The following is a 21,309-nucleotide window of genomic DNA, read 5'->3' as shown; positions in this document are numbered from 1 at the left end:
CATGGCCATCAGCGTCTTCGACCTGTTCAAAATCGGCGTGGGTCCGTCCAGCTCCCATACCGTGGGACCGATGCGGGCCGGTGCCCTCTTCGCCCAGCGCCTGGTCGACGAAGGATTGCTGGAGCAGGTCAAGCGGGTCGAGGTGCGTCTCTACGGTTCGCTGTCGGCCACCGGGGTCGGCCATGGCACCGACCGAGCCACCCTGATCGGCCTGATGGGCGAATGGCCGGATCGCGTCGATCCCGCTGCCGTGGAGCCACGCATCGAGGTGCTGCGCAGCGAGCGCAAGCTGCTGCTCGCCGGCACCCACCCGATCAACTTCGACTGGCAGGAAGACCTGCTGCTGCTGGACGAAAGCCTGCCCTACCATCCCAATGCCATGACCCTGACCGCCTTCGGCGCCACCGGCGAGGTGGCCGAAGCCACCTACTATTCCGTGGGCGGTGGCTTCGTGGTGGACGCCGAGCAGGCCGCTAGCGGCCTGCTGGACAACGACACCACCGCATTGCCCTATGACTTCTCCAGCGGCGCCGAGCTGCTGCACCTGTGCCGTACCCACGGCCTGGGCGTGGCCGAACTGATGCTGGCGAACGAGAAGAGCTGGCGCTCCGAAGACGAGATTCGCAGCGGCCTACTGCGCATCTGGGGCGTGATGAAGGAATGCGTCCAGAACGGGCTCGCCAACGAAGGCATCCTGCCGGGCGGCCTCAAGGTGCGTCGCCGCGCTGCCCGCCTGCATCAGAGTCTGCAGGCCATCGGCAAGCCCAATGTCATCGGCTCCACCCTCTCCGCCATGGAATGGGTCAATCTCTTTGCTCTGGCGGTGAACGAGGAGAACGCCGCCGGTGGCCGCATGGTCACCGCACCCACCAACGGTGCAGCCGGCATCATCCCCGCCGTGCTGATGTACTACATGAAATTCAACCCCGACGCCTGCGACGACGACGTGGTGCGCTTCATGCTGGCCGCCGCCGCCGTCGGCATCCTGTGCAAGAAGAACGCCTCCATCTCCGGCGCCGAGGTGGGCTGCCAGGGTGAGGTGGGCTCGGCCTGCGCCATGGCCGCCGCGGGTCTGGCCGAGGTGCTGGGCGCCAGTCCGGCGCAGCTGGAAAACGCCGCCGAGATCGGCCTGGAGCACAACCTGGGCCTGACCTGCGATCCGGTCGGCGGGCTGGTGCAGGTGCCCTGCATCGAGCGCAATGCCATCGCCGCGGTCAAGGCGATCAATGCCGCCCAGATGGCCCTGCGCGGCGACGGCGAGCACTTCATCTCCCTCGACCAGGTGATCCGCACCATGAAGGAAACCGGCGCGGACATGCACGACAAGTACAAGGAAACCTCACGCGGCGGCCTGGCCGTCACCTTCGTGGAGTGCTGAGAGTCGCTTGATCAGATGGGGCAGCGTATATACGATGATGTATATACGTCATTGGGAGCCGATGATGGCCGAAGCCCGTGTGTTCAAGTCCGGTAATAGCCAGGCCTTGCGCCTGCCCAAGGAATTTCGTTTCGAGTCGGATCGGGTGGAGATTTTCCGCCGCGGAGACGAAATCGTTCTACGTGAGCTGCGCCCCAGTGCCGCCGACATCTTCGACACCCTGGCTGCCCTGTCGCTGGCGACGCTGGAGCGGGAAGACAGTCCACCTCAGGTACGGGAAGAGTTCTAGTGCCTGCTCGCTATCTACTCGACACTAATATCTGCATCTACATCGCCAAGCACAATCCGCCGCAAGTCCGCGAACGTTTCGCTCAGCACGGGCGCGATGAACTGGCGATGTCCGCGATCACCTGGGGCGAACTCTGCCATGGCGCGGCCAAGAGTCAGCAGCCCGAGCGCACGCGAGCGATTTTGGAGCAACTGCGGCAGCAGATCGCCGTGCTGGAGTTGGATGCGGAATGCGCCGAACACTACGGCGCCATTCGCGCCGAGCTGGAGCGCCAGGGCAAGGTCATCGGCAACAACGACCTGTGGATCGCCGCCCATGCCCGCGCTAGGGCGCTGATCCTGGTCAGCAACAATCTGCGGGAATTCAGCCGGGTCACCGATTTGACGTGCGAGAACTGGACAGCGGCCGATTGAATCGGCACGGTCGACTCTTCGGTAAATGCCAGGAATGTCCATGAGCCTCGACTCCGTCCGCCAGCACCTCGCCCGTATCGCCCCCGATCTCGAGATTCTCGAGGCCACCACCAGCACCGCGACCGTCACCCTGGCCGCGGCTGCCCACGGCGTGGAGCCGGGGCGGATCGCCAAGACCCTGGGACTGAAAGTCGGGGAGCAGCAGTTGCTGCTGGTGGCGCGCGGCGATGCGCGACTGGATAACCGCAAGCTCAAGGCCGCCTTCGGTGGCAAGGCGAAGCTGCTCGATGCCGCCATCGTGGAAGGCCTCACCGGTCATCCGGTGGGCGGCGTCTGCCCGTTTGGGCTGGCCACACCGCTGCCGGTCTATTGCGACGAATCGCTGAAAGCCTTCGACGAGGTGCTACCGGCTGCGGGTGCCATCCACAGCTGCGTGCGCCTCACTCCGGAGCGGCTGGCCGCCCTCAGCGAGGCGCGCTGGGTGGATGTCTGCGAGGTAGGCGATCAGCGCAGCTGATCGTTCTTTTCCACGTCGCGACGATCCTTGTTCAGCATGACGCAGGCGTAGTAGCCGCTGCCGAGCAGGATGAGTGCGAGCACGCTGAAAAGAATCATGAAGATACCATCGTCCATGGCTGCCTCCGCGGGATGCCAAAAAGGGATAGGTACAGCCTAGTCCCCGGCGCCTGAGCTTCACAGCAGCAGGTAGGCACCGGAAAAACCGGATCAGATGGAATCAGCCTCGCTATATTGATGGTCTCCCCTGTCCTGGCCCCGCATGAAGCGCTACGAAAGATTCGCCGACCAGCTCGCCACCCTGATGACCACCGGCGTCCTCGCCCCCGGCGAGCGCTTGCCTTCGGTGCGCAGCGCCAGCCAGACCCATGGCATCAGCCCCTCCACGGTGTTCCAGGCCTATTACCTGCTGGAGAGCCGCGGCCTGATCGAGGCGCGCGAGCGGTCCGGCTATTTCGTCCGCGAACCGGCGCGGGCGCGAGACACGGCGCCGCTGCTGGCCCCCCTGGAAGGCACCGAGGTAGCGGTGAGCGACCTGGTCTATTCGGTGCTGCAATCGCTGCAGGACCCAGGCATCGTGCCCTTCGGCTCGGCCTTTCCCAGTCCCGATCTCTTTCCCCTGGCGCGACTGGCGCGCAGCATGGCCCACGGCCTGCGCGACCTGCCCGCCCAGGACCTCACCGCCTACGTCACCCCTGGTCATCCCGAATTGCGCCGGCAGATCACCCGGCGCTACGGCCTGGCCGGCATGCCCGACGTCGGCGAAGAACTGGTGATCACCCACGGCGCCTTGGAGGCGCTGAACCTGGGCCTGCAGAGCCTGACCCGCCCCGGCGATCTGGTCGCAGTGGAAAGCCCGGCTTTCTATGCCAGCCTGCAGGTGCTGGAGCGGTTGCAGCTCAAGGCGGTGGAGATCCCCGTCGATGCCGAGCGGGGCCTCAATCTGGATGCCCTGGAAGAAGCCCTGAGTCGCCTGCCGATCAAGGCCTGCTGGTTCATGAGCGGCTTGCAGAATCCCACCGGGGTCAGTCTCGACGACCGCGCCCAGCAGCGCCTCTATGGCCTGCTGCAACGCCACCAGGTGCCGCTGCTGGAAGACGACGTCTATGCCGAGCTTTACAGCGGCAGTGAACCGCACCGCCCGGTCAAGCGCTTCGACACCGATGGCCTGGTGCTGCACTGCGGGTCCTTCTCCAAGTGCCTAGCGCCGGGCTACCGCATCGGCTGGATCGCCGCCGGACGCCAGGCCGGCGCCGTCGCCCGGTTGCGGCTGATGACCACCATCACCCCCTCGATGCCGGCTCAGGCCGCCCTGGCCGACTATCTGCAGCACGGCGGCTACGATCGCCATCTGCGCCGCCTGCGGCTGAGCCTCGACCGTCAGCGCCAGGCGATGCTGGCCGCGGCGCGGCGCTACTTTCCCGCCGACACCCAGGTCAGCCGGCCCCAGGGCGGTTACTTTCTCTGGTTCGAACTACCTGAGCGCGTCGATAGCCTGGCGCTCTATCGCCAGGCCCTGGCCGAGGGCATCAGCCTGGCACCGGGACCGATCTTTTCCGCGCAGCAGGGCTTTCGCCACTGCATCAGACTCAATTGCGGCCATCCCTGGGACGAGCGCAGCGAGGCGGCCATGGCCAGGCTCGGGGCGTTGCTGGCAGGGCTCTGAATGGCGATAGATCAGGAGAGGTAGACGAGTTAATTTACCAAAGGTAACTTACTGTTGGTAAATTAACTTCTGAGGCTATCTCTGATGCATGCCCTCATCGTCGTCGCCCATCCCTTGCAAGATTCCTTGACCAACGCCATCGCCGCTGAGCTTGCCAAGGGTATTGCCGCGGCCAATTCTGCGGACTCGTGGGAAATCGCCGATCTCATCGGCGCAGGCTTTGATCCACGCTTCAATCGGGAAGACTTGGCGCTCTTCCATGGAAATATCGCCCCAGCAGCCGATATCGCCGCCGAACATGCCCGGTTGGAACGGGCAGATGCGCTGGTGCTGGTCTATCCCTTGTATTGGTGGTCCTTCCCGGCGGTGCTCAAAGGCTGGATCGACCGTGTCTTCAGCTACGGGTGGGCCTACGAAGACAAGGACGGCACCCTGGTGAGGAAGCTGGGCTGGCTACCCGTTCATCTCGTCGCCTTGGGTGGCGCCGATCGCGGCACCCTCGAGCGGCACGGTTACGAGGGAGCCATGAAAACTCAAATCGATCACGGCATCTTCGGCTACTGCGGCGCTCCGGTGAAGACATCGACACTGCTACTGGCTTCCGACGTGGGCTATCCCGAAGCCCATCTCCAGCGGGCCCTCTCGTTGGGGCAGAGCCTATTCGCTGAGCACCGTACCCAGCAGGAGCGGCCTAGATGACGTCTACCCCTGGCGCCTCCTCGCGGCGACGCCTATCCCGTGAAGCCCGTACGCGCCAGTTGCTGGACGCGGCCTGGCAACTGATCGCTGACGAGGGTACCGACGCGCTCACCCTCATCCACCTCAGTGAAGTAGCAGGGGTCACCAAGCCATTGGTTTACGATCACTTCGGTAGTCGCAACGGCCTGCTGGCAGCCCTGTATGAGGATTACGATGTGCGCCAGACGGCACTGTTCGACGCGGCCGTCGCCGCCGCCGAGCCGACCCGGGAGGCCAAGGCGCGGGCCATCGCCATCAGCTACGTCAATTGCGTCCTGACCCAGGGGCGGGACATCGCCGAGGTGCTGGCGGCCTTGAGCGGCTCGCCGGAACTATCCGCCGTCAAGTACCGCTATCAACAGCTGTTCATCGACAAGTGCGCCGCGCTTCTGGCGCCCTTCGTCGGCCCTAGCGGCCTGACCAAGGCGGGACTTTGGGGGCTGCTGGGCGCAGCTGACGCCCTAGCGAATGCGGCAGTGACCGGAGACATCGGTGCCGCCGAGGCTGCCGGGGAGCTGCAGTCGGCCCTGTTGGACCTGCTCAACCGCAGCGATCGGAGCGCCCCCGGCTAGAGACCGCCCCGCACGCTGCCCCGCCCACCGATGGCAGCAGGTAGCGATAGCGGCAGCAACAGGGTATCGAGCAGGGCACTGCCGGGCAGGTCCAGCACCGGCCAAGCCGGCGCCTCGGCGCCGAAACGCTCCTGGGCGCAGCAACCGCCCTGCAGGGCATAGAGATCCAGCCGGGTGCCGGCATAGACCACCGGCGCGCCGGGCTTGGCGGCATCCAGGGTGCGCGCCGTGGCGCAGCCACCGAGGGCCAGGATGGCCGTCAGCAGCAGGCCGAGGCGCATGGCCCTAGTCATCGCTGCTGGCCAGGTGATGCTCGCCCCAGCGCGGCAGCATGTCCTGGGGGATGCCCAGGGTGTTGAGGATGCGCGCCACCACGAAGTCGATGAGGTCGTCGAGGGTCTGCGGCTGGTGGTAGAAGCCCGGCGAGGCCGGCAGGATGGTCACGCCCAGGTTGGACAGCTTGAGCATGTTTTCCAGGTGGATGCTGGAGAACGGCGACTCGCGCGGCACCAGGATCAGCTGCCGCCGCTCCTTGAGGGCCACGTCGGCGGCGCGCTCGATGAGGTTGTTACTGGCCCCGGTGGCGATGGCCGAGAGGGTGCCAGTGGAACAGGGGCAGACCACCATGGCCGCCGGAGCGCTGGAGCCGGACGCCGGCGGTGCCATCCAGTCGCTCTGGCCGAACACCCGCACCTGGCCCGGCGCCGCACCGGTGTATTCGGTGAGGAAGGCCTGCATGGCCTGGGGTTTGGGTGGCAGCACCACATCGGTCTCGGTGGCCATCACCAGTTGCGCAGCCTTGGAGATGAGGAAGTGCACCTCGCGCTCCTCCTGCACCAGGCAGTCCAGCAGACGCAGGCCGTACTGGGAGCCGGAGGCGCCGGTCAGCGCCAGGGTGATGCGTTCCGGGCCGGCCATCATGCCTGCTCCAGGGCCGCGGCCAGCTTGCCGTGCAGGCCGCCGAAACCGCCATTGCTCATGATCACCACGTGGGAGGGTCCGCCCAACTCGGCCTGGACGCGTTCGATGATGGCCTCCAGGGAATCGCAGACCACCGCGGGCACCTGGCAGGCGGCAGCAGTCCCGGCCAGGTCCCAGCCCAGGTTCGGCGGGGCGTACCAGACCACGCTATCGGCCTCGGAGACGCTGGCCGGCAAGCCGTCGCGGTGGGCGCCCAGCTTCATGGAATTCGAGCGCGGCTCGATGACGGCGATGATGCGCTCGCCGCCGACGCGGGCGCGCAGGCCCTGCAGGGTGGTGGCGATGGCGGTCGGGTGGTGGGCGAAGTCGTCGTAGACGGTCACGCCCCGCACCTCGGCGACTTTCTCCATGCGCCGCTTCACACTGCGGAATTCGCTCAGGGCGGCGACGCCCAGAGCGGGCACCACACCGACATGACGAGCCGCCGCCAGGGTGGCCAGGGCATTGGCCACATTGTGCTGGCCGGTCAGCTCCCAAGCGACGGTGCCCTGGACTTCACCGGCGAATAGCACCTCGAAGCGCGAGCCGTCCTCCGCCAGCAGGCGGGCCTGCCACTGACCACCTTCGCCGGTGGTCTGCACCGGCGTCCAGCAGCCCATCTCCAGCACCCGCACCAGGGCCGTCTCGGCGGTGGGATGGATGATCAGGCCGGTGCTGGGGATGGTCCGCACCAGGTGATGGAACTGTCGCTCGATGGCCGCCAGATCCGGGAAGATGTCCGCGTGATCGTATTCCAGGTTGTTGAGAATGGTGGTCCGCGGCCGGTAGTGGACGAACTTGGATCTCTTGTCGAAGAAGGCGCTGTCGTATTCGTCGGCTTCCACCACGAAGAAGGGCGTGCCGCCCAGCCGCGCGGAGATGCCGAAGTTCTGCGGCACCCCGCCGATGAGAAAGCCCGGACTCATGCCGGCGTGCTCCAGCACCCAGGCCAGCATGCTGGTGGTGGTGGTCTTGCCATGGGTGCCGGCGACCGCCAGCACCCAGCGGCCCTGCAGCACGTGCTCGGCCAACCACTGGGGACCGGAGACATAGGGCAGCCCCTTATCCAGCACGTATTCCACCGCCGGATTGCCGCGCGACAGGGCGTTGCCGATCACCACCAGGTCCGGTGCCGGATCGAGTTGGGCCGGATCGTAGCCCTGGGTCAGCTCGATGCCCTGGGCTTCGAGTTGGGTGCTCATGGGCGGATAGACGTTGGCATCGGAGCCGGTCACGCGATGGCCGGCTTCCTTGGCCAGCACCGCCAGCGACCCCATGAAGGTGCCGCAGATACCGAGGATGTGGATGTGCATGAACGACAGGCTCCGCTACGGGTTTGAACGGCGGCAAGGTTAGCACGGGGGGCCGTGGCGTCGGAGCGATGGGCATCGCGGATACCGGGTGCTGCGCCTGTCCGGGCCGGCAGAATTTCGACTAGAGTGCGAAAGGCATCCCTGGCTCTCCGGATGCCTGCATAGCCGTAGGTCCGTTCGCCCTGATAACAAGCACAAGAGGTCGACCATGTTGAAACGCCTGCTGATCACCGCTGCCACCCTTTCCTTCGCCAGCCTGGCCCTCGCCGCCGCGCCGGCCAAGGTCGCCGACACCGCCCTGGGCAAGGTGCTCGTCGACGGTAAGGGCATGACGCTCTATACCTTCGACAAGGACAGCGCGGGCAAATCCGCCTGCAATGGCCCCTGCGCCCAGAACTGGCCGCCCCTGAAGGCCGAAGCCGGTGCCAAGGCGGCCGATGGCTACAGTCTGGTGACCCGTGACGACGGCACCCAGCAGTGGGCCTACCAGGGCAAGCCACTCTATACCTGGGTCAAGGACAGCAAGCCGGGCGACACCACCGGCGACGGCGTCAATCAGGTGTGGCACGTAGCCAAGCCCTGACGCGGGGCGCTGTCGGCCAAGCCCGCGACAGCGCCTTATCCATGATGCGGATTAATATTTCAAAATCATTCGTTTTTAATGATAAGAAGGCTCACCTAGGCTAGCGGTATTCCTGTTCGGGAGCCCTGCCATGCGACTTGCCGTTGCTCTACCCCAAGGCTGCAAACCCTTTAGCCAACTCGACCACCCGCTGGAGGTCATTCGCCAGTTCACGCCCAACTGGTTCGCCGTGACCATGGGTACCGGCGTACTGGCCCTCTCTCTGGCCGCCCTGCCGTTGCCGATACCCGGGCTGCATCAGGTAGCCGAAGGCCTCTGGCTGCTCGACGTGCTGCTGTTCAGCCTGTTCGCCATCCTCTATGCCGCTCGCTGGCTGCTGTTTTTCGACGAGGCCCGCGAGATCTTCGCCCACGGCACCGTCTCGATGTTCCTCGGCACCCTACCCATGGGTCTGGCGACCCTGATCAACGGGCTGCTGCTGTTTGGCCTGCCGCGCTGGGGCGAGGCGGTGCTGCCCCTGGCCTTCGGCCTCTGGTGGCTGGATGCGGCCATGGCGCTGGCCTGCGGGGTGCTGATCCCCTATCTGATGTTCACGCGCCAGGAGCACCGCATCGACCAGATGACCGCAGTCTGGCTGTTGCCGGTGGTGGCCGCGGAGGTGGCCGCCGCCAGTGGCGGTCTGCTGGTGCCGCACCTGGCCGCGGGCGAGCAATTCACCGTGCTCGTCGCCAGCTATGTGCTCTGGGCCTATTCGGTGCCGGTCGCCCTGAGCCTGCTGGTGATCCTGCTGTTGCGCCTGGCGCTGCACAAGCTGCCGCCCGCCAGCATGGCGGCGTCGAGCTGGCTGGCGCTGGGGCCCATCGCCACCGGTGCCCTCGGGCTGCTGGTGCTAGGCAAGGCTGCGCCAGAGGTATTCACTGCCGTCGGTCTCGCGGTGCTGGGCGAGGTCGCCCAGGGTCTGGGACTCCTGGGTGCAGTGTTGCTCTGGGGCTTGGGGCTGTGGTGGCTGGCACTGGCCGTGCTGGTCACCCATCGCCACGCCCGTGAGGGCATGCCCTTCAATCTGGGCTGGTGGGGCTTCACCTTTCCCCTGGGCGTCTATGCGCTAACCACCCTGCGCCTGGGCGAGACCCTGGCCGCGCCCTTCTTCAGCGGCCTGGGTTCGGTGCTGGTGGTGGCGCTGGTCCTGCTGTGGACCCTGGTCGCCAGCCGCACCCTGGCGGGCGCCTACCGGGGCAACCTGTTCGTCTCGCCCTGCATCGCTCACCTGTGCAAGAAGGTACGCTAATCCTGGGGGCGCTGCAGGCCATGCTGATGCAGCCAGCGATAGAGGGTGTTGCGACTCACCCCCAGGCGCTTGGCGGCGCGGGTCATCTGCCAGTGGCAGTCGTCCAGCACCGCGCGCAGCTCTTCACGGGCGTTGTCGACCGGCGTTGCGCTAGGCGGCACGGAGAGTCTGGCGCCACGGCAGTCGGCCGGTAGCTCGTCCAAGCCGATATGGCCGTCCTCGCTCAGGGCCACCAGGGTGCGCAGCACGGTGCGCAACTGGCGGACATTGCCGGGCCAGGGCTGGGCGAGCAGGCAGGCGCGCGCCGTCGGATCGAGACGGATCGACTCACCACGGGCCTCCTCGGCCAGCAGTTGATCGAGCAGTTCGCCGCGGTCACTGCGCTCACGCAGCGCCGGCAGGGTCACCACCAGGCCGCGCAGGCGATAGTAGAGGTCTTCGCGGAAGCTGCCGGCGGTCACCAGGGCCTCCAGATCGCGGTGACTGGCGCTGATCAGGCGTAGGTCCAGGGCGCGCGGCGCGCCGCCGCCGAGGGGGACCACCTGGCGCTCCTCCAGCACCCGCAACAGGCGCGTCTGCAGCGCCAGCGGCATGTCGCCGATCTCGTCGAGGAAGAGGATGCCGCCATCGGCCTGCTGCAACTTGCCAGCCATGCCTTCCTTGCGCGCGCCGGTGAAGCTGCCGCCGCGATAGCCGAACAGCTCGCTCTCGATCAGCGTCTCCGGGATGGCCGCGCAGTTGAGGGCGACGAAGGCCTGGCCGGCGCGACTGCTGGCGCGGTGCAAGGCGCTGGCGAAGGCCTCCTTGCCGGTGCCGGTCTCGCCGTGCAGCAGCACCGGCACGTCGCGCTCCAGCACCTTGAGCGCCCGGGTGAAATCCCGCGCCAGGGCCGGATCGGCCAGGCAGATGCCGCTGGGCAGGGACGCCTTGGGCACCGTCACTGGGGTGACCGGCCGTACCTGAGGACCACGCACCAGGCCGTGGAAGCCTTGCCCCTGGCGGCTACGCAGCGTCCAGCAAGCGCTGGGTTGCGGCCGGGCGCGCTCCAGCAGATCGTCCTGCCGCAGCTCGAACAGGGTTTCCATACGCTGCCCCAGCACCGCGCTACGCGCCAGGCCGAGCAGCATCAGGGCGGTCTCGTTGGCGGCGTTGATCCGCCCCTCGCCATCGAAGGCCAGCAGCCCCTCACTGAGCAGGCCGACATAGGCCGCCTGGGCATGGAAGCGCAGCAGATAGCCGTCGGCGTAGTGGTCGAGGAAATAACAGCTCTCGATCAGCTTGGCCGAGAGATTGACCAGCGCCATGGTGTGGAACTGGCCTTGGCGCGAGGCTTCCTGGCGGGCGGTAGAGACGTCCAGCACCGCCAGCAGCTCGCCGGCCGGATCGAAGACCGGACTGGCCGAGCAGGTCAGCTGGGTGTGGCGACTGCGGAAGTGTTCGTCGCGATGGATAGTCAGCGCCTGGCGCTCCACCACGCAGGTGCCGATGCCGTTGGTGCCCTCGCAGGCCTCGCTCCAATCGGCGCCCAACCACAGCCCGGCCCGCTGGAAGATCTCGCGCTCGGCCTCGGCGGTGACGCAATCGAGGATCAACCCACGGGCATCGGTGAGCAGCACGGCATGGCCAGCGCCGCCGAGCTGCTGGTGCAGGGCATTCATCTGACCACGGGCGATCTGCAGCACCCGCTGCTGCCGCTGGCGGTGCTCGTCGAAGCGGGCGCGCTCCAGCACCCAGGGCGCTACCTGAGCGGCCGGGTCCAGCTGGTGTTCGTCGAGACAGCGCCGCCAGGAGCGGGCGATGGCCGGATCGCTGGCCGGGCCGTCGAGGACGGCGCCGCGGGCGAGTTCGAGCACCTGGCTGGCATGACGATCGGACGGGGTGGCGGCCATTGTTGTTGTCCTCCGCGGGGCGTCTGCGCGGCTTCCAGCATAGGCCAAATCGGGCCGACTGGGCACTTTGTCACCCCGAGGTGACAGGCTGTCACGCCAAGGGGTGACACCTCTGTCACAGTGACAGGCAGCGGCTTTCTCTGGAACAGGCCGCAAGGCCGCAGTCATGCGGGTCTGCCGGAATTGGCCCGCGCCTTGCTCAGGATGGGAGCGCCGCTTCATACAAGAACAAACAGGAGACCCACCATGCGCTACGCAGCTCCCGGCACCCAAGACGCCCTCGTGACCCTGCAAGCCCGCTACGGCAACTACATCGGCGGCGAATTCGTCGCTCCGGTGAAGGGCCAATACTTCACCAACACCTCGCCAGTGAACGGTTCGGTGATCGGTGAATTTCCCCGCTCTGACGCCGCCGACATCGAGCGCGCCCTGGACGCCGCCCATGCCGCCGCCGATGCCTGGGGCCGCACCTCGGTGCAGGACCGCTCGCTGATCCTGCTCAAGATCGCCGACCGCATCGAACAGAATCTGGAAAAACTGGCCGTCGCCGAGACCTGGGACAACGGCAAGGCGGTGCGCGAGACGCTCAACGCCGACGTGCCCCTGGCCGCCGACCACTTCCGCTACTTCGCCGGCTGCATCCGCGCCCAGGAAGGCACTGCCGCCGAGATCAACGACAACACCGCCAGCTACCATTTCCACGAGCCGCTGGGCGTGGTCGGCCAGATCATCCCCTGGAACTTCCCGCTGCTGATGGCCGCCTGGAAACTGGCCCCGGCGCTGGCCGCCGGTAATTGCGTGGTGCTCAAGCCCGCCGAGCAGACCCCGCTGTCGATCACCCTGTTCGTCGAGATCGTCGGCGATCTGCTGCCCCCCGGCGTGCTCAACGTGGTGCAGGGCTATGGCAAGGAAGCCGGCGAGGCCCTGGCCACCAGCACCCGCATCGCCAAGATCGCCTTCACCGGCTCCACCCCGGTGGGTTCGCATATCCTTTCCTGCGCCGCCAAGAACATCATCCCCAGCACCGTGGAGCTGGGCGGCAAGTCGCCCAACATCTACTTCGAAGACATCATGCAAGCCGAGCCGAGCTTCATCGAAAAGGCCGCCGAGGGGCTGGTGCTGGGCTTCTTTAACCAGGGCGAGGTCTGCACCTGCCCGTCCCGCGCCCTGGTCCAGGAATCCATCTACGCCCCCTTCATGGAGGCGGTGATGAAGAAGATCGCCCAGATCAAGCGCGGCGATCCGCTGGACACCGACACCATGGTCGGCGCCCAGGCTTCCCAGCAGCAATTCGAGAAGATCGTCTCCTACCTGGAGATCGCCCGTCAGGAAGGCGCCGAATTCCTCACCGGCGGCAACGTCGAGAAGCTGCAGGGTGACCTGGCCAGCGGCTATTACATCCAGCCGACCCTGCTCAAGGGTCACAACAAGATGCGCGTCTTCCAGGAAGAGATCTTCGGCCCGGTGATCGGCGTCACCACCTTCAAGGACGAAGCCGAGGCCCTGGCCATCGCCAACGACACCGAGTTCGGCCTCGGCGCCGGGGTCTGGACCCGCGACATCAACCGCGCCTACCGCATGGGCCGCGGTATCAAGGCTGGTCGCGTCTGGACCAACTGCTACCACCTCTATCCCGCTCACGCCGCCTTCGGTGGCTACAAGAAATCCGGCGTCGGCCGGGAAACCCACAAGATGATGCTCGACCACTACCAGCAGACCAAGAATCTGCTGGTCAGCTACGACATCAATCCGCTGGGCTTCTTCTAGGAGTGATCGGCAGGACGACGGGCGCAGCCAACCGCTAGCTGCACCCGCCATCCAACGCCGCTCCAAGAAAACGACGCCTGGATCGCGCGCCTCAGCAGGACGTCGGGGCGCGCTTCCCGCCTGACCTGGATCAACACTCTCTCCCCGTGGGTGGCCGACGCTAGACGCAGCGGCCGCCCGTGGTGGACAGGTGCATCCCGGCGCAGGCCCCGTCTGGCTTCATCCACGCATCATGTATCCATGAGGGACTCGTCATGCCCAAAACAATGAAAGCCGCTGTCGTCACCGCCTTTGGCCAACCCCTGGAATTCCGCGAAGTCGAGGTGCCCACCCCAGGCCCCGGCCAGGTGCTGGTCAAGATCGCCGCCAGCGGCGTCTGCCATACCGATCTGCATGCCGCCCAAGGCGATTGGCCGGTCAAGCCCAATCCGCCCTTCATTCCCGGCCACGAAGGCGTCGGCCATGTGGTGGCAGTGGGCGCCGGGGTCACCCACGTCAAGGAAGGCGACCGCGTCGGAGTGCCCTGGCTGTATTCCGCTTGCGGTCATTGCGAGCACTGCCTGGGCGGTTGGGAAACCCTTTGCGAATCCCAGCAGAACACCGGCTATTCGGTGAACGGCGGCTTCGCCGAATACACCCTGGCCGATGCCGGCTACGTCGGCCGTCTGCCGGACAACGTCGGCTTCGTCGAGATCGCGCCCATCCTCTGCGCCGGGGTCACCGTCTACAAAGGCCTGAAGATGACCGACACCAAGCCCGGCAACTGGGTGGTGATCTCCGGCATCGGCGGCCTCGGTCACATGGCCGTGCAGTACGCCCGCGCCATGGGGTTGAACGTGGCGGCGGTGGACGTCGATGACAAGAAGCTCGATCTCGCCCGCCGCCTGGGCGCCGAGGTCACGGTCAACGCCCGCCAGCAGGACCCCGCGGCCTACCTGAAGAAGGAGATCGGCGGTGCCCATGGCGCCCTGGTCACGGCGGTCTCGCCCAAGGCCTTCGAGCAGGCCATCGGCATGACCCGCCGCGGCGGCACCATCGCCCTCAACGGCCTGCCGCCGGGCGACTTCCCGCTGTCGATCTTCGACATGGTGCTCAACGGCACCACGGTGCGCGGCTCCATCGTCGGCACCCGCCTGGACTTGCAGGAGGCGCTGGACTTCGCCGGTGAGGGCAAGGTCAAGGCCACGGTGAGCGCCGAGCCCCTGGAGAACATCAACGACATCTTCGCCCGCATGCACCAGGGCGCTATCGAAGGGCGGGTGGTGATCGACATGGCGCTGAGCTGAGAACCGGCTCGCCACTCCCGCGCCGGGCAAGGCGCGGGAGTGAACCTTTGCCCTACCCCGACCTCTGAGCGGCTGGCGATTTTTCCCGGCGCCGATCACGACCAGGCCACAAAACCCGGTCCCGGCTGCCCTTATAATCGCCGCTGGACCCTCGCACACTCGGTAGGCACGCCCCATGGAATTCAATCCGATCGACCTGATCCTGCACCTCGACGTCTACCTCAGCGGGTTGGTAGCCCAATACGGCACCTGGATCTACGCCATTCTCTTCGCGGTGATCTTCTGCGAGACGGGTCTGGTGGTGACGCCCTTCCTCCCCGGCGACTCCCTGCTCTTCATCGCCGGCGCCCTGTCCGCCCTCGGTGACATGGACCCCTATCTGCTGGCCGGCCTGCTGATGTTCGCCGCCGTCGCCGGCGACAGCACCAACTACCTGATCGGCCGCTTCGCCGGGGACAAGCTGTTCAGCAATCCCCATTCCAAGGTCTTCCGTCGCGACTATCTGTTGCGCACCCAGGCCTTCTACGAGCACCACGGTGGCAAGACCATCACCCTGGCGCGCTTCCTGCCCATCATCCGTACCTTCGCCCCCTTCGTCGCCGGCGTGGGGCGCATGCACTACCCCTATTTCCTCGGCTACAGCGTGCTTGGTTCGCTGCTGTGGGTCGGCGGCCTGGTGAGCCTGGGCTACTTCTTCGGCAACGTACCCTTCATCAAGCAGAACCTCACCCTGATGGTGCTGGCCATCATCGGCATCTCCCTGCTGCCGATGATCCTCGGCCTGATCAAGAGCCGCCGCGCCTCGGTCCAGAGCGGGGCCTGAGGCCTTGGGCTTCTGGCGCGCCTGGCGCGAGCGGCGCCTGCTGGAGCGAGTGGCCATCGCCGACGAGCTCTGGGCGCGCCTGCGCCAACGCCTGCCGATCCTCGACGGCCTGACCACCGAGGAAGATGCCTGGTTGCGCGAACACTGCGTGCTGTTTCTCGCCGACAAGCGCCTGACCCTGCTCGAAGGCCTGGAGCTGGACGACGGTGACCGGCTGCTGCTGGCCGCCCAGGCACTCTTGCCCCTGCTGCATCTGCCGGAAGCGGCGCTCTATCCCAACGTGCGCGAGATCGTCGTCTACCCGGATGCCTTCGTCAGTCCCCAACGCCATCGCGACGAGGGCGGCCTGGAACACGAATGGGACGAGGAACGCGACGGCGAAGCCTGGGATCGCGGCCAGGTGGTGCTGGCCTGGCCCGGTATCCAGGCCAGTGGCGGCTGGGAGGCCTATAACCTGGTCATCCACGAATTCGCCCACCTCCTCGACCTGCTCGCCGGTGGCCTATGCAATGGCCAGCCGCCGCTGCACGTGGGCATGCCCCAGGCGGCCTGGACCAGCGCCCTGCAAGGCGCCTACGACGACCTCAATCGCCAGCTCGACGCCGACCCGGATGCCGAGACCCCGCTCGATCCCTATGCGGCGGAAAGCCCCGAGGAATTCTTCGCCGTCGCCTGCGAGTACTTCTTCAGCGCCCCCGATGTCCTCGACGAACACTATCCCGCGGTCTACGCCCAGCTGCAGCAGCTGTTTCGCCAGGACCCGCGCCAGCGTCTCGCCGTAAGTCTGGCGAGCGTGCAACAGCCGGCAACCCCGGGGTCCGAGGCTCGAACCCCGATCTGAAAGCGCCTATACTCCCGGCCACTTTTCCCAACCGACCAGAGGGACCCGTTCATGAGCTACAGCAAGATTCCCGCCGGCAAAGACCTGCCGAACGACATCTACGTCGCCATCGAGATTCCGGCCAACCACGCGCCGATCAAGTACGAGATCGACAAGGACAGCGACGCCCTCTTCGTCGACCGCTTCATGGCCACCCCCATGTTCTACCCGGCCAACTACGGCTACATCCCCAACACCCTGGCCGACGATGGCGATCCCCTGGACGTGCTGGTGGTGACCCCCTACCCGGTCGCGCCTGGCGCCGTGATCCGCGCCCGTCCGGTCGGCGTGCTGCACATGACCGACGAAGCCGGTGGTGACGCCAAGCTGATCGCCGTCCCCCACGACAAGCTGACCGTCCTCTACAAGGACGTGCAGGAATACACCGACCTGCCGGCCCTGCTGCTGGAGCAGATCAAGCACTTCTTCGAGAACTACAAGGATCTGGAGAAGGGCAAGTGGGTCAAGGTCGAAGGCTGGGGCAACGCCGACGCCGCCCGCGCCGAAATCACCAAGGCCGTGGCCGCCTACAAGGGCTGATCCACGTCGCCTGCGAAGAGCCCGGTTCGCCGGGCTTTTCTGTGTCTGGGCGTCACGCCGGCCATTCCGGGCTTCCTATCCGGCGGCAAAGCGACTACCCTGCACCCCTCGTCGCCATCCGCGACCCCGCGCCGATCCGCCATCTGCCGATCGCCGCCGGAGGCCCCAGGCCTCTTTCTCATCTGCCCGGCAAGGGCAACCCGGGCGGGCCGGGCTCACCAAAAATCAGCTCAACCCGCCCTCGAAAGCCGGCCACAAGCCGGCTTTTTTGTGTCTTTCATTCAGGCCCGCCGACCGTGGATTCCGTGCCTCCCGCGTCCGTCGACCAGTTGGAAAGCCGGCAGTCATGCTGCACTCGCAGCGATTCCAGCCGCGCGGCAGACGCCTTCTTCATGCGATACATGGCACTATCGGCGTGCCTGAGCAGCGCCTCGGCGTCCGCGCCGTCCAGGGGATAGCAGGCGACGCCGAAACTGCAGGACGGCATGCCGAAGCCGCCCTCCTCATCTGCCAGCGGTACCTCCATCAGCGCCTGCAATTGGGCGACCTTGGCGGCCACATCCGCCTGCGCCGCGACATCGGCCAGCAGGATGACGAACTCATCGCCGCCCAGGCGCGCCACGGTGTCCACCTCGCGCACGCCGCGCTGCAGTCGCTGTGCCACCTCGCATAACACCCGGTCACCCGCCGCATGCCCGTACCGGTCGTTGATGCCCTTGAAATCGTTCAGATCGATGAACAGCAGGCTGAAGGTGCTCTGGTGACGGCGGCCATGACGCAAGGCCGACTCCAGACGGTCGTTGAATAGCGAGCGATTGGTCAGATGGGTCAAGGGATCGCGGTGAGCGAGAAAGCGCAGTTGCTCTTCGGCCTTGGCCAGCGCCGTGACGTCTCGCGCTACGCCAATCCGCGCACCCACCTCCACCGACCAGAAGGCTGCCCACATGATATGGACGACACCACCATCCTTGCGCACGTAGCGGTTACGGAAGTCGAGATGCGGCTGCCCACTCATGACCCTCTCGATGGAGGCACGAGTGGCCTCCAGATCTTCAGGATGCATGTAGTTGGTGATCGGCGTGCCGATCAGTTCATCGGCACGGTAGCCGAGCAGGCTCTCGCAGGCATCGCTCACGAAGACGATGAAATCATGCTGATCGACCACGAAAACCGTATCCAGCATGAGATGGATAAGCCGGGGATAAAGCGACTGCAGATCGATGGCCATGGAGCAATGATGTCATTGTGGACGTTCTCCATAGCGCTACCAGAAGCGAAGCGGCGCGTAAAGAAGCGGCATTCGAAACAGAACCTCACAGCCGCTTCCAGGGTCGAGACAGGACATGCTTAATCCGGGGCCCAACTAATGCCGCCGCGACTGCGCCTTCCCTGCTACTGCCTCCTCGGCCTGATCGTCCTGCTGCTGTGCCTGCACCTGGCCGCGCCTCTGGTGATTCGTCACTACCTTAACGAGCAGTTGGCGGACATGGGTGACTATCGTGGCCAGATCACCGACGTGGACCTGGCCTGGTGGCGCGGTGCCTATCGCATCGAGGGCCTGGAAATCGTCAAGGTCAACGGCAAGGTGCCGGTGCCCTTCCTCAAGGCGCCCAGCATCGACATCGCGGTGAGCTGGCGCTCGCTGTGGCGGGACCACGCCATCGTCGGACGCATCCTCTTCGAACGCCCCGAACTCAACTTCGTCGACGGCGGGGCGCGCAAGGAACAGTCGCAGACCGGTGAAGGCACCGACTGGCAGGACCAGGTCGACAAGCTGATCTCCATCACCCTCGACGAGGTGCGGGTAGTCGATGGACGGGTGACCTTTCGCAACTTCAACTCCAAGCCCCAGGTGAATCTGGCGGCCACCGACGTCAACGCCAGCCTCTACAACCTGACCAACGCCGCCGACGCCCAGGGCGAACGCATCGCCCACTTCGAAGGCAAGGCCGCCGTGCTCGGCAGCGCGCCGCTGGAAGCCAGCGCCCGCTTCGACCCCTTCAAGGACTTCACCGACTTCGACTTCCGCCTGCGAGTCACCGACATCGACTTGCCTAAGCTCAACGACTTCGCCCGCGCTTATGGCAAATTCGATTTCCGCGCCGGCACCGGCGATGTGGTAGTGGAAGCCAAGGCAGTGGACGGCCAGCTCAGCGGCTACGTCAAACCCCTGATGAGGAACGTCGACATCTTCGACTGGCAGCAGGACGTGGAGAATCGCCACAAGAACGCCCTGGAAAGCGCCTGGGAAGCCGTGGTGGGCACGGCCCAGACCCTGCTCAAGAACCAGCGCCGCGACCAATTCGCCACCCGGGTGGATCTTTCGGGGAGCGTGAAGAACCAGAACATCAGCCCGCTGCAGGCCTTCTTCAATATCCTGCGCAACGCCTTCGTACAGGCCTTCAGTGCCCGCTATGACGCGGATTGACGCCACTCTCTTAGATGGGCGCTGAGCGTAGCGAAGCCCAACAGGCTCGACTGCTGGTACGCGGCTCCCCTCACCCCAGCCCTCTCCCACAGGGAGAGGGGGCGATTGGACTCCGCAGTTCGTAGCGTGGAAAACCGCGCAGCGTTTTCCACTGATAGGCCCCAGGGCCCGTTACAGGCAATCGCGGCCACGGGCCGCTCCTACCGGCATGAATGCACCCTGTAGGAGCGGCCCATGGCCGCGATCAATGCAGAGCAGCCACGTTAGCGGGCAGCCATGGCCGCGATTCTGAAACCCAATCAGCCAATGAACAACCGATATGCCGGATTCTCCGTCTCGTCCCAGTAGCGATAACCGATGGCATCCAAGGTCGTCAGCAGTTCCGCCCTTTCCGCCTGGCTCGCTTCAAGCGCCGCGAACACCCGACCATCCGCCGCCCCGTGGTTGCGGTAGTGGAACATACTGATGTTCCAGCGCCCGCCCAGGCGTTCGAGGAAGTCGAACAGCGCACCCGGGCGCTCGGGGAATTCGAAGCGGAACACCTGCTCCTGATCCACCCGCGCGGCATGGCCACCCACGGTATGGCGGATATGCAGCTTGGCCAGTTCGTTGTCGGTCAGGTCCAGCACCGGGAACCCCTGGTCGCGCAGGCCCTGGAGCAGGGCCTCGCGCGGATCGCGCTGGGGATGGGTCTGGACGCCAACGAAGATGTGCGCCTCTTCGCCGGTATGGTAGCGGTAGTTGAATTCGGTGATCTGCCGCCGGCCCAGGGCTTCGCAGAAGGCGCGGAAGCTGCCCGGACGCTCGGGGATAGTCACGGCGATGATGGCTTCGCGCTGCTCGCCCAGTTCGGCCCGCTCGGCCACGTGTCTCAGCCGGTCGAAGTTGATGTTGGCACCGGAATCGATGGCCACCAACACCTGACCGCCGCAGCCTTCTCGCTCGGCGTACTTCTTGATCCCTGCAACACCCAGGGCGCCGGCCGGTTCGGTGATGGAGCGGGTGTCGTCGTAGATGTCCTTGATCGCTGCGCAAATCTCGTCGGAGCTGACGGTGATGACTTCATCCACATAACGCCGGCAGACCTCGAAGGTGTGATGGCCGATCTGGGCCACGGCCACGCCGTCGGCGAACAGCCCTACCCTTGGCAAGACCACCCGCTCGCCCGCCACCATGGCCTGTTGCAGGCAGTTGGAGTCGTCGGGCTCCACGCCAATCACCTTGATCTCGGGGCGCAGGTATTTCACGTAGGCGGCGATACCGGCGATCAGACCACCGCCACCCACGGGGACGAAGATAGCGTCCAACCGCCCCGGATGCTGACGCAGGATCTCCATGGCTACGGTGCCCTGGCCGGCGATGACGTCAGGGTCGTCATAGGGCGGGACGAAGGTGTAGCCCTGCTCCTCGACCAGCCGTAGCGCCTCGGCCAGGGCCTCGGGGAAGGCATCGCCGTGCAGCACCACCTCGCCACCGCGGGACTGCACGCCGATGACCTTGAGTTCGGGCGTGGTGCGCGGCATGACGATGATCGCCCGCACCCCCAGCTCGCGAGCGGCCAGGGCCAGTCCCTGGGCGTGGTTGCCGGCGCTGGCGGCGATCACCCCGCGGGCCTTTTCCTCGGTCGAGAGACTGGCCAGCTTGGTGTAGGCACCGCGGATCTTGAAGGAGAACACCGGCTGCAGGTCTTCGCGCTTGAGCAGCACCTGGCAACCCAGTCGCTCGGACAGCGCCCGCGCCGGTTGCAGAGGCGTTTCGATCGCCACGTCGTAGACGGGGGCTTCGAGGATCTTGCGGGCATAACGCTGCAAGAGGTCGGTGGCGGGTTCCTGGGCGGTCATGGCGGGCTCCTGGGGTGTTTCGTCGGGGCCCAGGAGTCAGAAAGTACAAACCCGCCTCTTGGGCGGGTTTGGTTGCGCAGCTAACGCTGTCCCGCCATCAGGTAATGGCGGTAATAATGCTGGGGCGTTGGGGGCTGCG

Annotated in this window: 22 protein-coding genes; 15 read left to right on the top strand and 7 right to left on the bottom strand. The window is 66.0% G+C overall.

The window, feature by feature from the left end; all coding sequences use genetic code 11:
* Window position 1: 1 nt before the first annotated feature.
* The 4 genes from QZ471_RS00390 (at window position 2) to QZ471_RS00375 (ending at window position 2,597) form a co-directional block, all read left to right on the top strand.
* Window positions 2-1,378, top strand: a complete 1,377-nt coding sequence (locus tag QZ471_RS00390) for an L-serine ammonia-lyase (RefSeq protein ID WP_295460279.1) — start codon at window positions 2-4, stop codon at window positions 1,376-1,378.
* Between the two features lie 64 nt (window positions 1,379-1,442).
* A complete protein-coding gene (gene vapB / locus QZ471_RS00385; RefSeq protein ID WP_295460278.1) occupies window positions 1,443-1,667 on the top strand; it encodes a type II toxin-antitoxin system VapB family antitoxin in 225 nt (74 codons plus the stop codon).
* The gene (locus tag QZ471_RS00380) at window positions 1,667-2,080 is read left to right on the top strand and encodes a type II toxin-antitoxin system VapC family toxin (protein WP_295460277.1); all 414 of its coding nucleotides are present in this window, start codon (window positions 1,667-1,669) and stop codon (window positions 2,078-2,080) included. Before vapB ends, QZ471_RS00380 begins: the two co-directional genes overlap by 1 nt.
* 40 nt (window positions 2,081-2,120) lie before the next feature.
* A complete protein-coding gene (locus QZ471_RS00375; protein WP_295460276.1) occupies window positions 2,121-2,597 on the top strand; it encodes a YbaK/EbsC family protein in 477 nt (158 codons plus the stop codon).
* On the opposite strand, the gene QZ471_RS00370 is transcribed toward QZ471_RS00375, so the two are convergent.
* The gene (locus QZ471_RS00370; RefSeq protein ID WP_260856146.1) at window positions 2,585-2,713 is read right to left on the bottom strand and encodes a hypothetical protein; all 129 of its coding nucleotides are present in this window, start codon (window positions 2,711-2,713) and stop codon (window positions 2,585-2,587) included. The genes QZ471_RS00375 and QZ471_RS00370 overlap by 13 nt on opposite strands.
* A 145-nt stretch (window positions 2,714-2,858) precedes the next feature.
* Between QZ471_RS00370 and QZ471_RS00365 the strand changes: the two genes are divergently transcribed.
* The 3 genes from QZ471_RS00365 (at window position 2,859) to QZ471_RS00355 (ending at window position 5,572) form a co-directional block, all read left to right on the top strand.
* The gene (locus QZ471_RS00365) at window positions 2,859-4,262 is read left to right on the top strand and encodes a PLP-dependent aminotransferase family protein (RefSeq protein WP_295460274.1); all 1,404 of its coding nucleotides are present in this window, start codon (window positions 2,859-2,861) and stop codon (window positions 4,260-4,262) included.
* An 84-nt stretch (window positions 4,263-4,346) separates the two neighbouring features.
* Window positions 4,347-4,961, top strand: coding sequence for an NAD(P)H-dependent oxidoreductase (locus tag QZ471_RS00360; RefSeq protein ID WP_295460273.1), 615 nt, complete (start codon window positions 4,347-4,349; stop codon window positions 4,959-4,961).
* Window positions 4,958-5,572: a TetR/AcrR family transcriptional regulator gene (locus QZ471_RS00355; RefSeq protein WP_295460272.1), complete on the top strand. Its 615-nt coding sequence runs from the start codon at window positions 4,958-4,960 to the stop codon at window positions 5,570-5,572. Before QZ471_RS00360 ends, QZ471_RS00355 begins: the two co-directional genes overlap by 4 nt.
* Here QZ471_RS00355 and QZ471_RS00350 read toward each other — a convergent pair.
* From QZ471_RS00350 to mpl, 3 genes are read right to left on the bottom strand one after another with little or no spacing between them, the layout of a single operon-like run.
* Window positions 5,569-5,853 carry a YceK/YidQ family lipoprotein gene (locus QZ471_RS00350; protein ID WP_295460271.1) on the bottom strand — a complete coding sequence of 95 codons (285 nt, stop codon included), beginning with the start codon at window positions 5,851-5,853 and terminating at the stop codon, window positions 5,569-5,571. The two genes, QZ471_RS00355 and QZ471_RS00350, sit on opposite strands and share 4 nt — an antisense overlap.
* Before the next feature lie 4 nt (window positions 5,854-5,857).
* Window positions 5,858-6,490, bottom strand: a complete 633-nt coding sequence (gene ubiX / locus QZ471_RS00345; protein ID WP_295460303.1) for a flavin prenyltransferase UbiX — start codon at window positions 6,488-6,490, stop codon at window positions 5,858-5,860.
* Window positions 6,490-7,845, bottom strand: a complete 1,356-nt coding sequence (mpl, locus tag QZ471_RS00340; protein ID WP_295460270.1) for a UDP-N-acetylmuramate:L-alanyl-gamma-D-glutamyl-meso-diaminopimelate ligase — start codon at window positions 7,843-7,845, stop codon at window positions 6,490-6,492. Before mpl ends, ubiX begins: the two co-directional genes overlap by 1 nt.
* Window positions 7,846-8,053: 208 nt before the next feature.
* On the opposite strand from mpl, the gene QZ471_RS00335 reads away from it, so the two are divergent.
* Together QZ471_RS00335 and QZ471_RS00330 are read left to right on the top strand one after the other, a co-directional pair.
* On the top strand, window positions 8,054-8,428 hold the full coding sequence (locus QZ471_RS00335) for a hypothetical protein (protein ID WP_295460268.1): 375 nt from the start codon (window positions 8,054-8,056) through the stop codon (window positions 8,426-8,428).
* A 130-nt stretch (window positions 8,429-8,558) separates the two neighbouring features.
* Window positions 8,559-9,716 (top strand): C4-dicarboxylate ABC transporter, encoded by a 1,158-nt coding sequence (locus QZ471_RS00330; RefSeq protein ID WP_295460267.1) that lies wholly within the window; start codon window positions 8,559-8,561, stop codon window positions 9,714-9,716.
* On the opposite strand, the gene QZ471_RS00325 is transcribed toward QZ471_RS00330, so the two are convergent.
* Complete coding sequence (locus QZ471_RS00325; protein ID WP_295460266.1) at window positions 9,713-11,605, bottom strand: sigma-54-dependent Fis family transcriptional regulator; 1,893 nt, start codon at window positions 11,603-11,605, stop codon at window positions 9,713-9,715. The genes QZ471_RS00330 and QZ471_RS00325 overlap by 4 nt on opposite strands.
* A 246-nt stretch (window positions 11,606-11,851) precedes the next feature.
* Between QZ471_RS00325 and QZ471_RS00320 the strand changes: the two genes are divergently transcribed.
* From QZ471_RS00320 to ppa, 5 genes are all read left to right on the top strand, one after another.
* Window positions 11,852-13,372 carry an aldehyde dehydrogenase family protein gene (locus tag QZ471_RS00320; protein WP_295460265.1) on the top strand — a complete coding sequence of 507 codons (1,521 nt, stop codon included), beginning with the start codon at window positions 11,852-11,854 and terminating at the stop codon, window positions 13,370-13,372.
* 254 nt (window positions 13,373-13,626) lie between these two features.
* Window positions 13,627-14,658, top strand: coding sequence for an alcohol dehydrogenase AdhP (gene adhP, locus QZ471_RS00315; protein WP_295460264.1), 1,032 nt, complete (start codon window positions 13,627-13,629; stop codon window positions 14,656-14,658).
* Window positions 14,659-14,833: 175 nt separating this feature from the next.
* Window positions 14,834-15,481, top strand: a complete 648-nt coding sequence (locus QZ471_RS00310; RefSeq protein WP_295460263.1) for a DedA family protein — start codon at window positions 14,834-14,836, stop codon at window positions 15,479-15,481.
* Window positions 15,482-15,485: 4 nt separating this feature from the next.
* Entirely contained in the window at window positions 15,486-16,322 is an 837-nt protein-coding gene (locus QZ471_RS00305) for a M90 family metallopeptidase (protein ID WP_295460261.1), read from the top strand.
* 51 nt (window positions 16,323-16,373) lie between these two features.
* Entirely contained in the window at window positions 16,374-16,901 is a 528-nt protein-coding gene (gene ppa / locus QZ471_RS00300; protein WP_058760816.1) for an inorganic diphosphatase, read from the top strand.
* A gap of 277 nt (window positions 16,902-17,178) precedes the next feature.
* Here ppa and QZ471_RS00295 read toward each other — a convergent pair whose 3' ends face one another.
* Entirely contained in the window at window positions 17,179-18,129 is a 951-nt protein-coding gene (locus QZ471_RS00295) for a sensor domain-containing diguanylate cyclase (protein WP_295460260.1), read from the bottom strand.
* Between the two features lie 138 nt (window positions 18,130-18,267).
* Between QZ471_RS00295 and QZ471_RS00290 the strand changes: the two genes are divergently transcribed.
* Window positions 18,268-19,329, top strand: a complete 1,062-nt coding sequence (locus QZ471_RS00290) for a DUF748 domain-containing protein (RefSeq protein WP_295460259.1) — start codon at window positions 18,268-18,270, stop codon at window positions 19,327-19,329.
* A gap of 299 nt (window positions 19,330-19,628) precedes the next feature.
* On the opposite strand, the gene ilvA is transcribed toward QZ471_RS00290, so the two are convergent.
* Window positions 19,629-21,170, bottom strand: coding sequence for a threonine ammonia-lyase, biosynthetic (ilvA, locus tag QZ471_RS00285; RefSeq protein WP_295460258.1), 1,542 nt, complete (start codon window positions 21,168-21,170; stop codon window positions 19,629-19,631).
* Window positions 21,171-21,309 lie beyond the last annotated feature (139 nt).

Origin of the sequence: uncultured Pseudomonas sp., assembly GCF_913774235.1 — a bacterium.
In the GTDB taxonomy this organism is placed as follows: Bacteria; Pseudomonadota; Gammaproteobacteria; order Pseudomonadales; family Pseudomonadaceae; genus Chryseomonas.
This window is presented reverse-complemented; position numbering and strand designations above follow the sequence as displayed.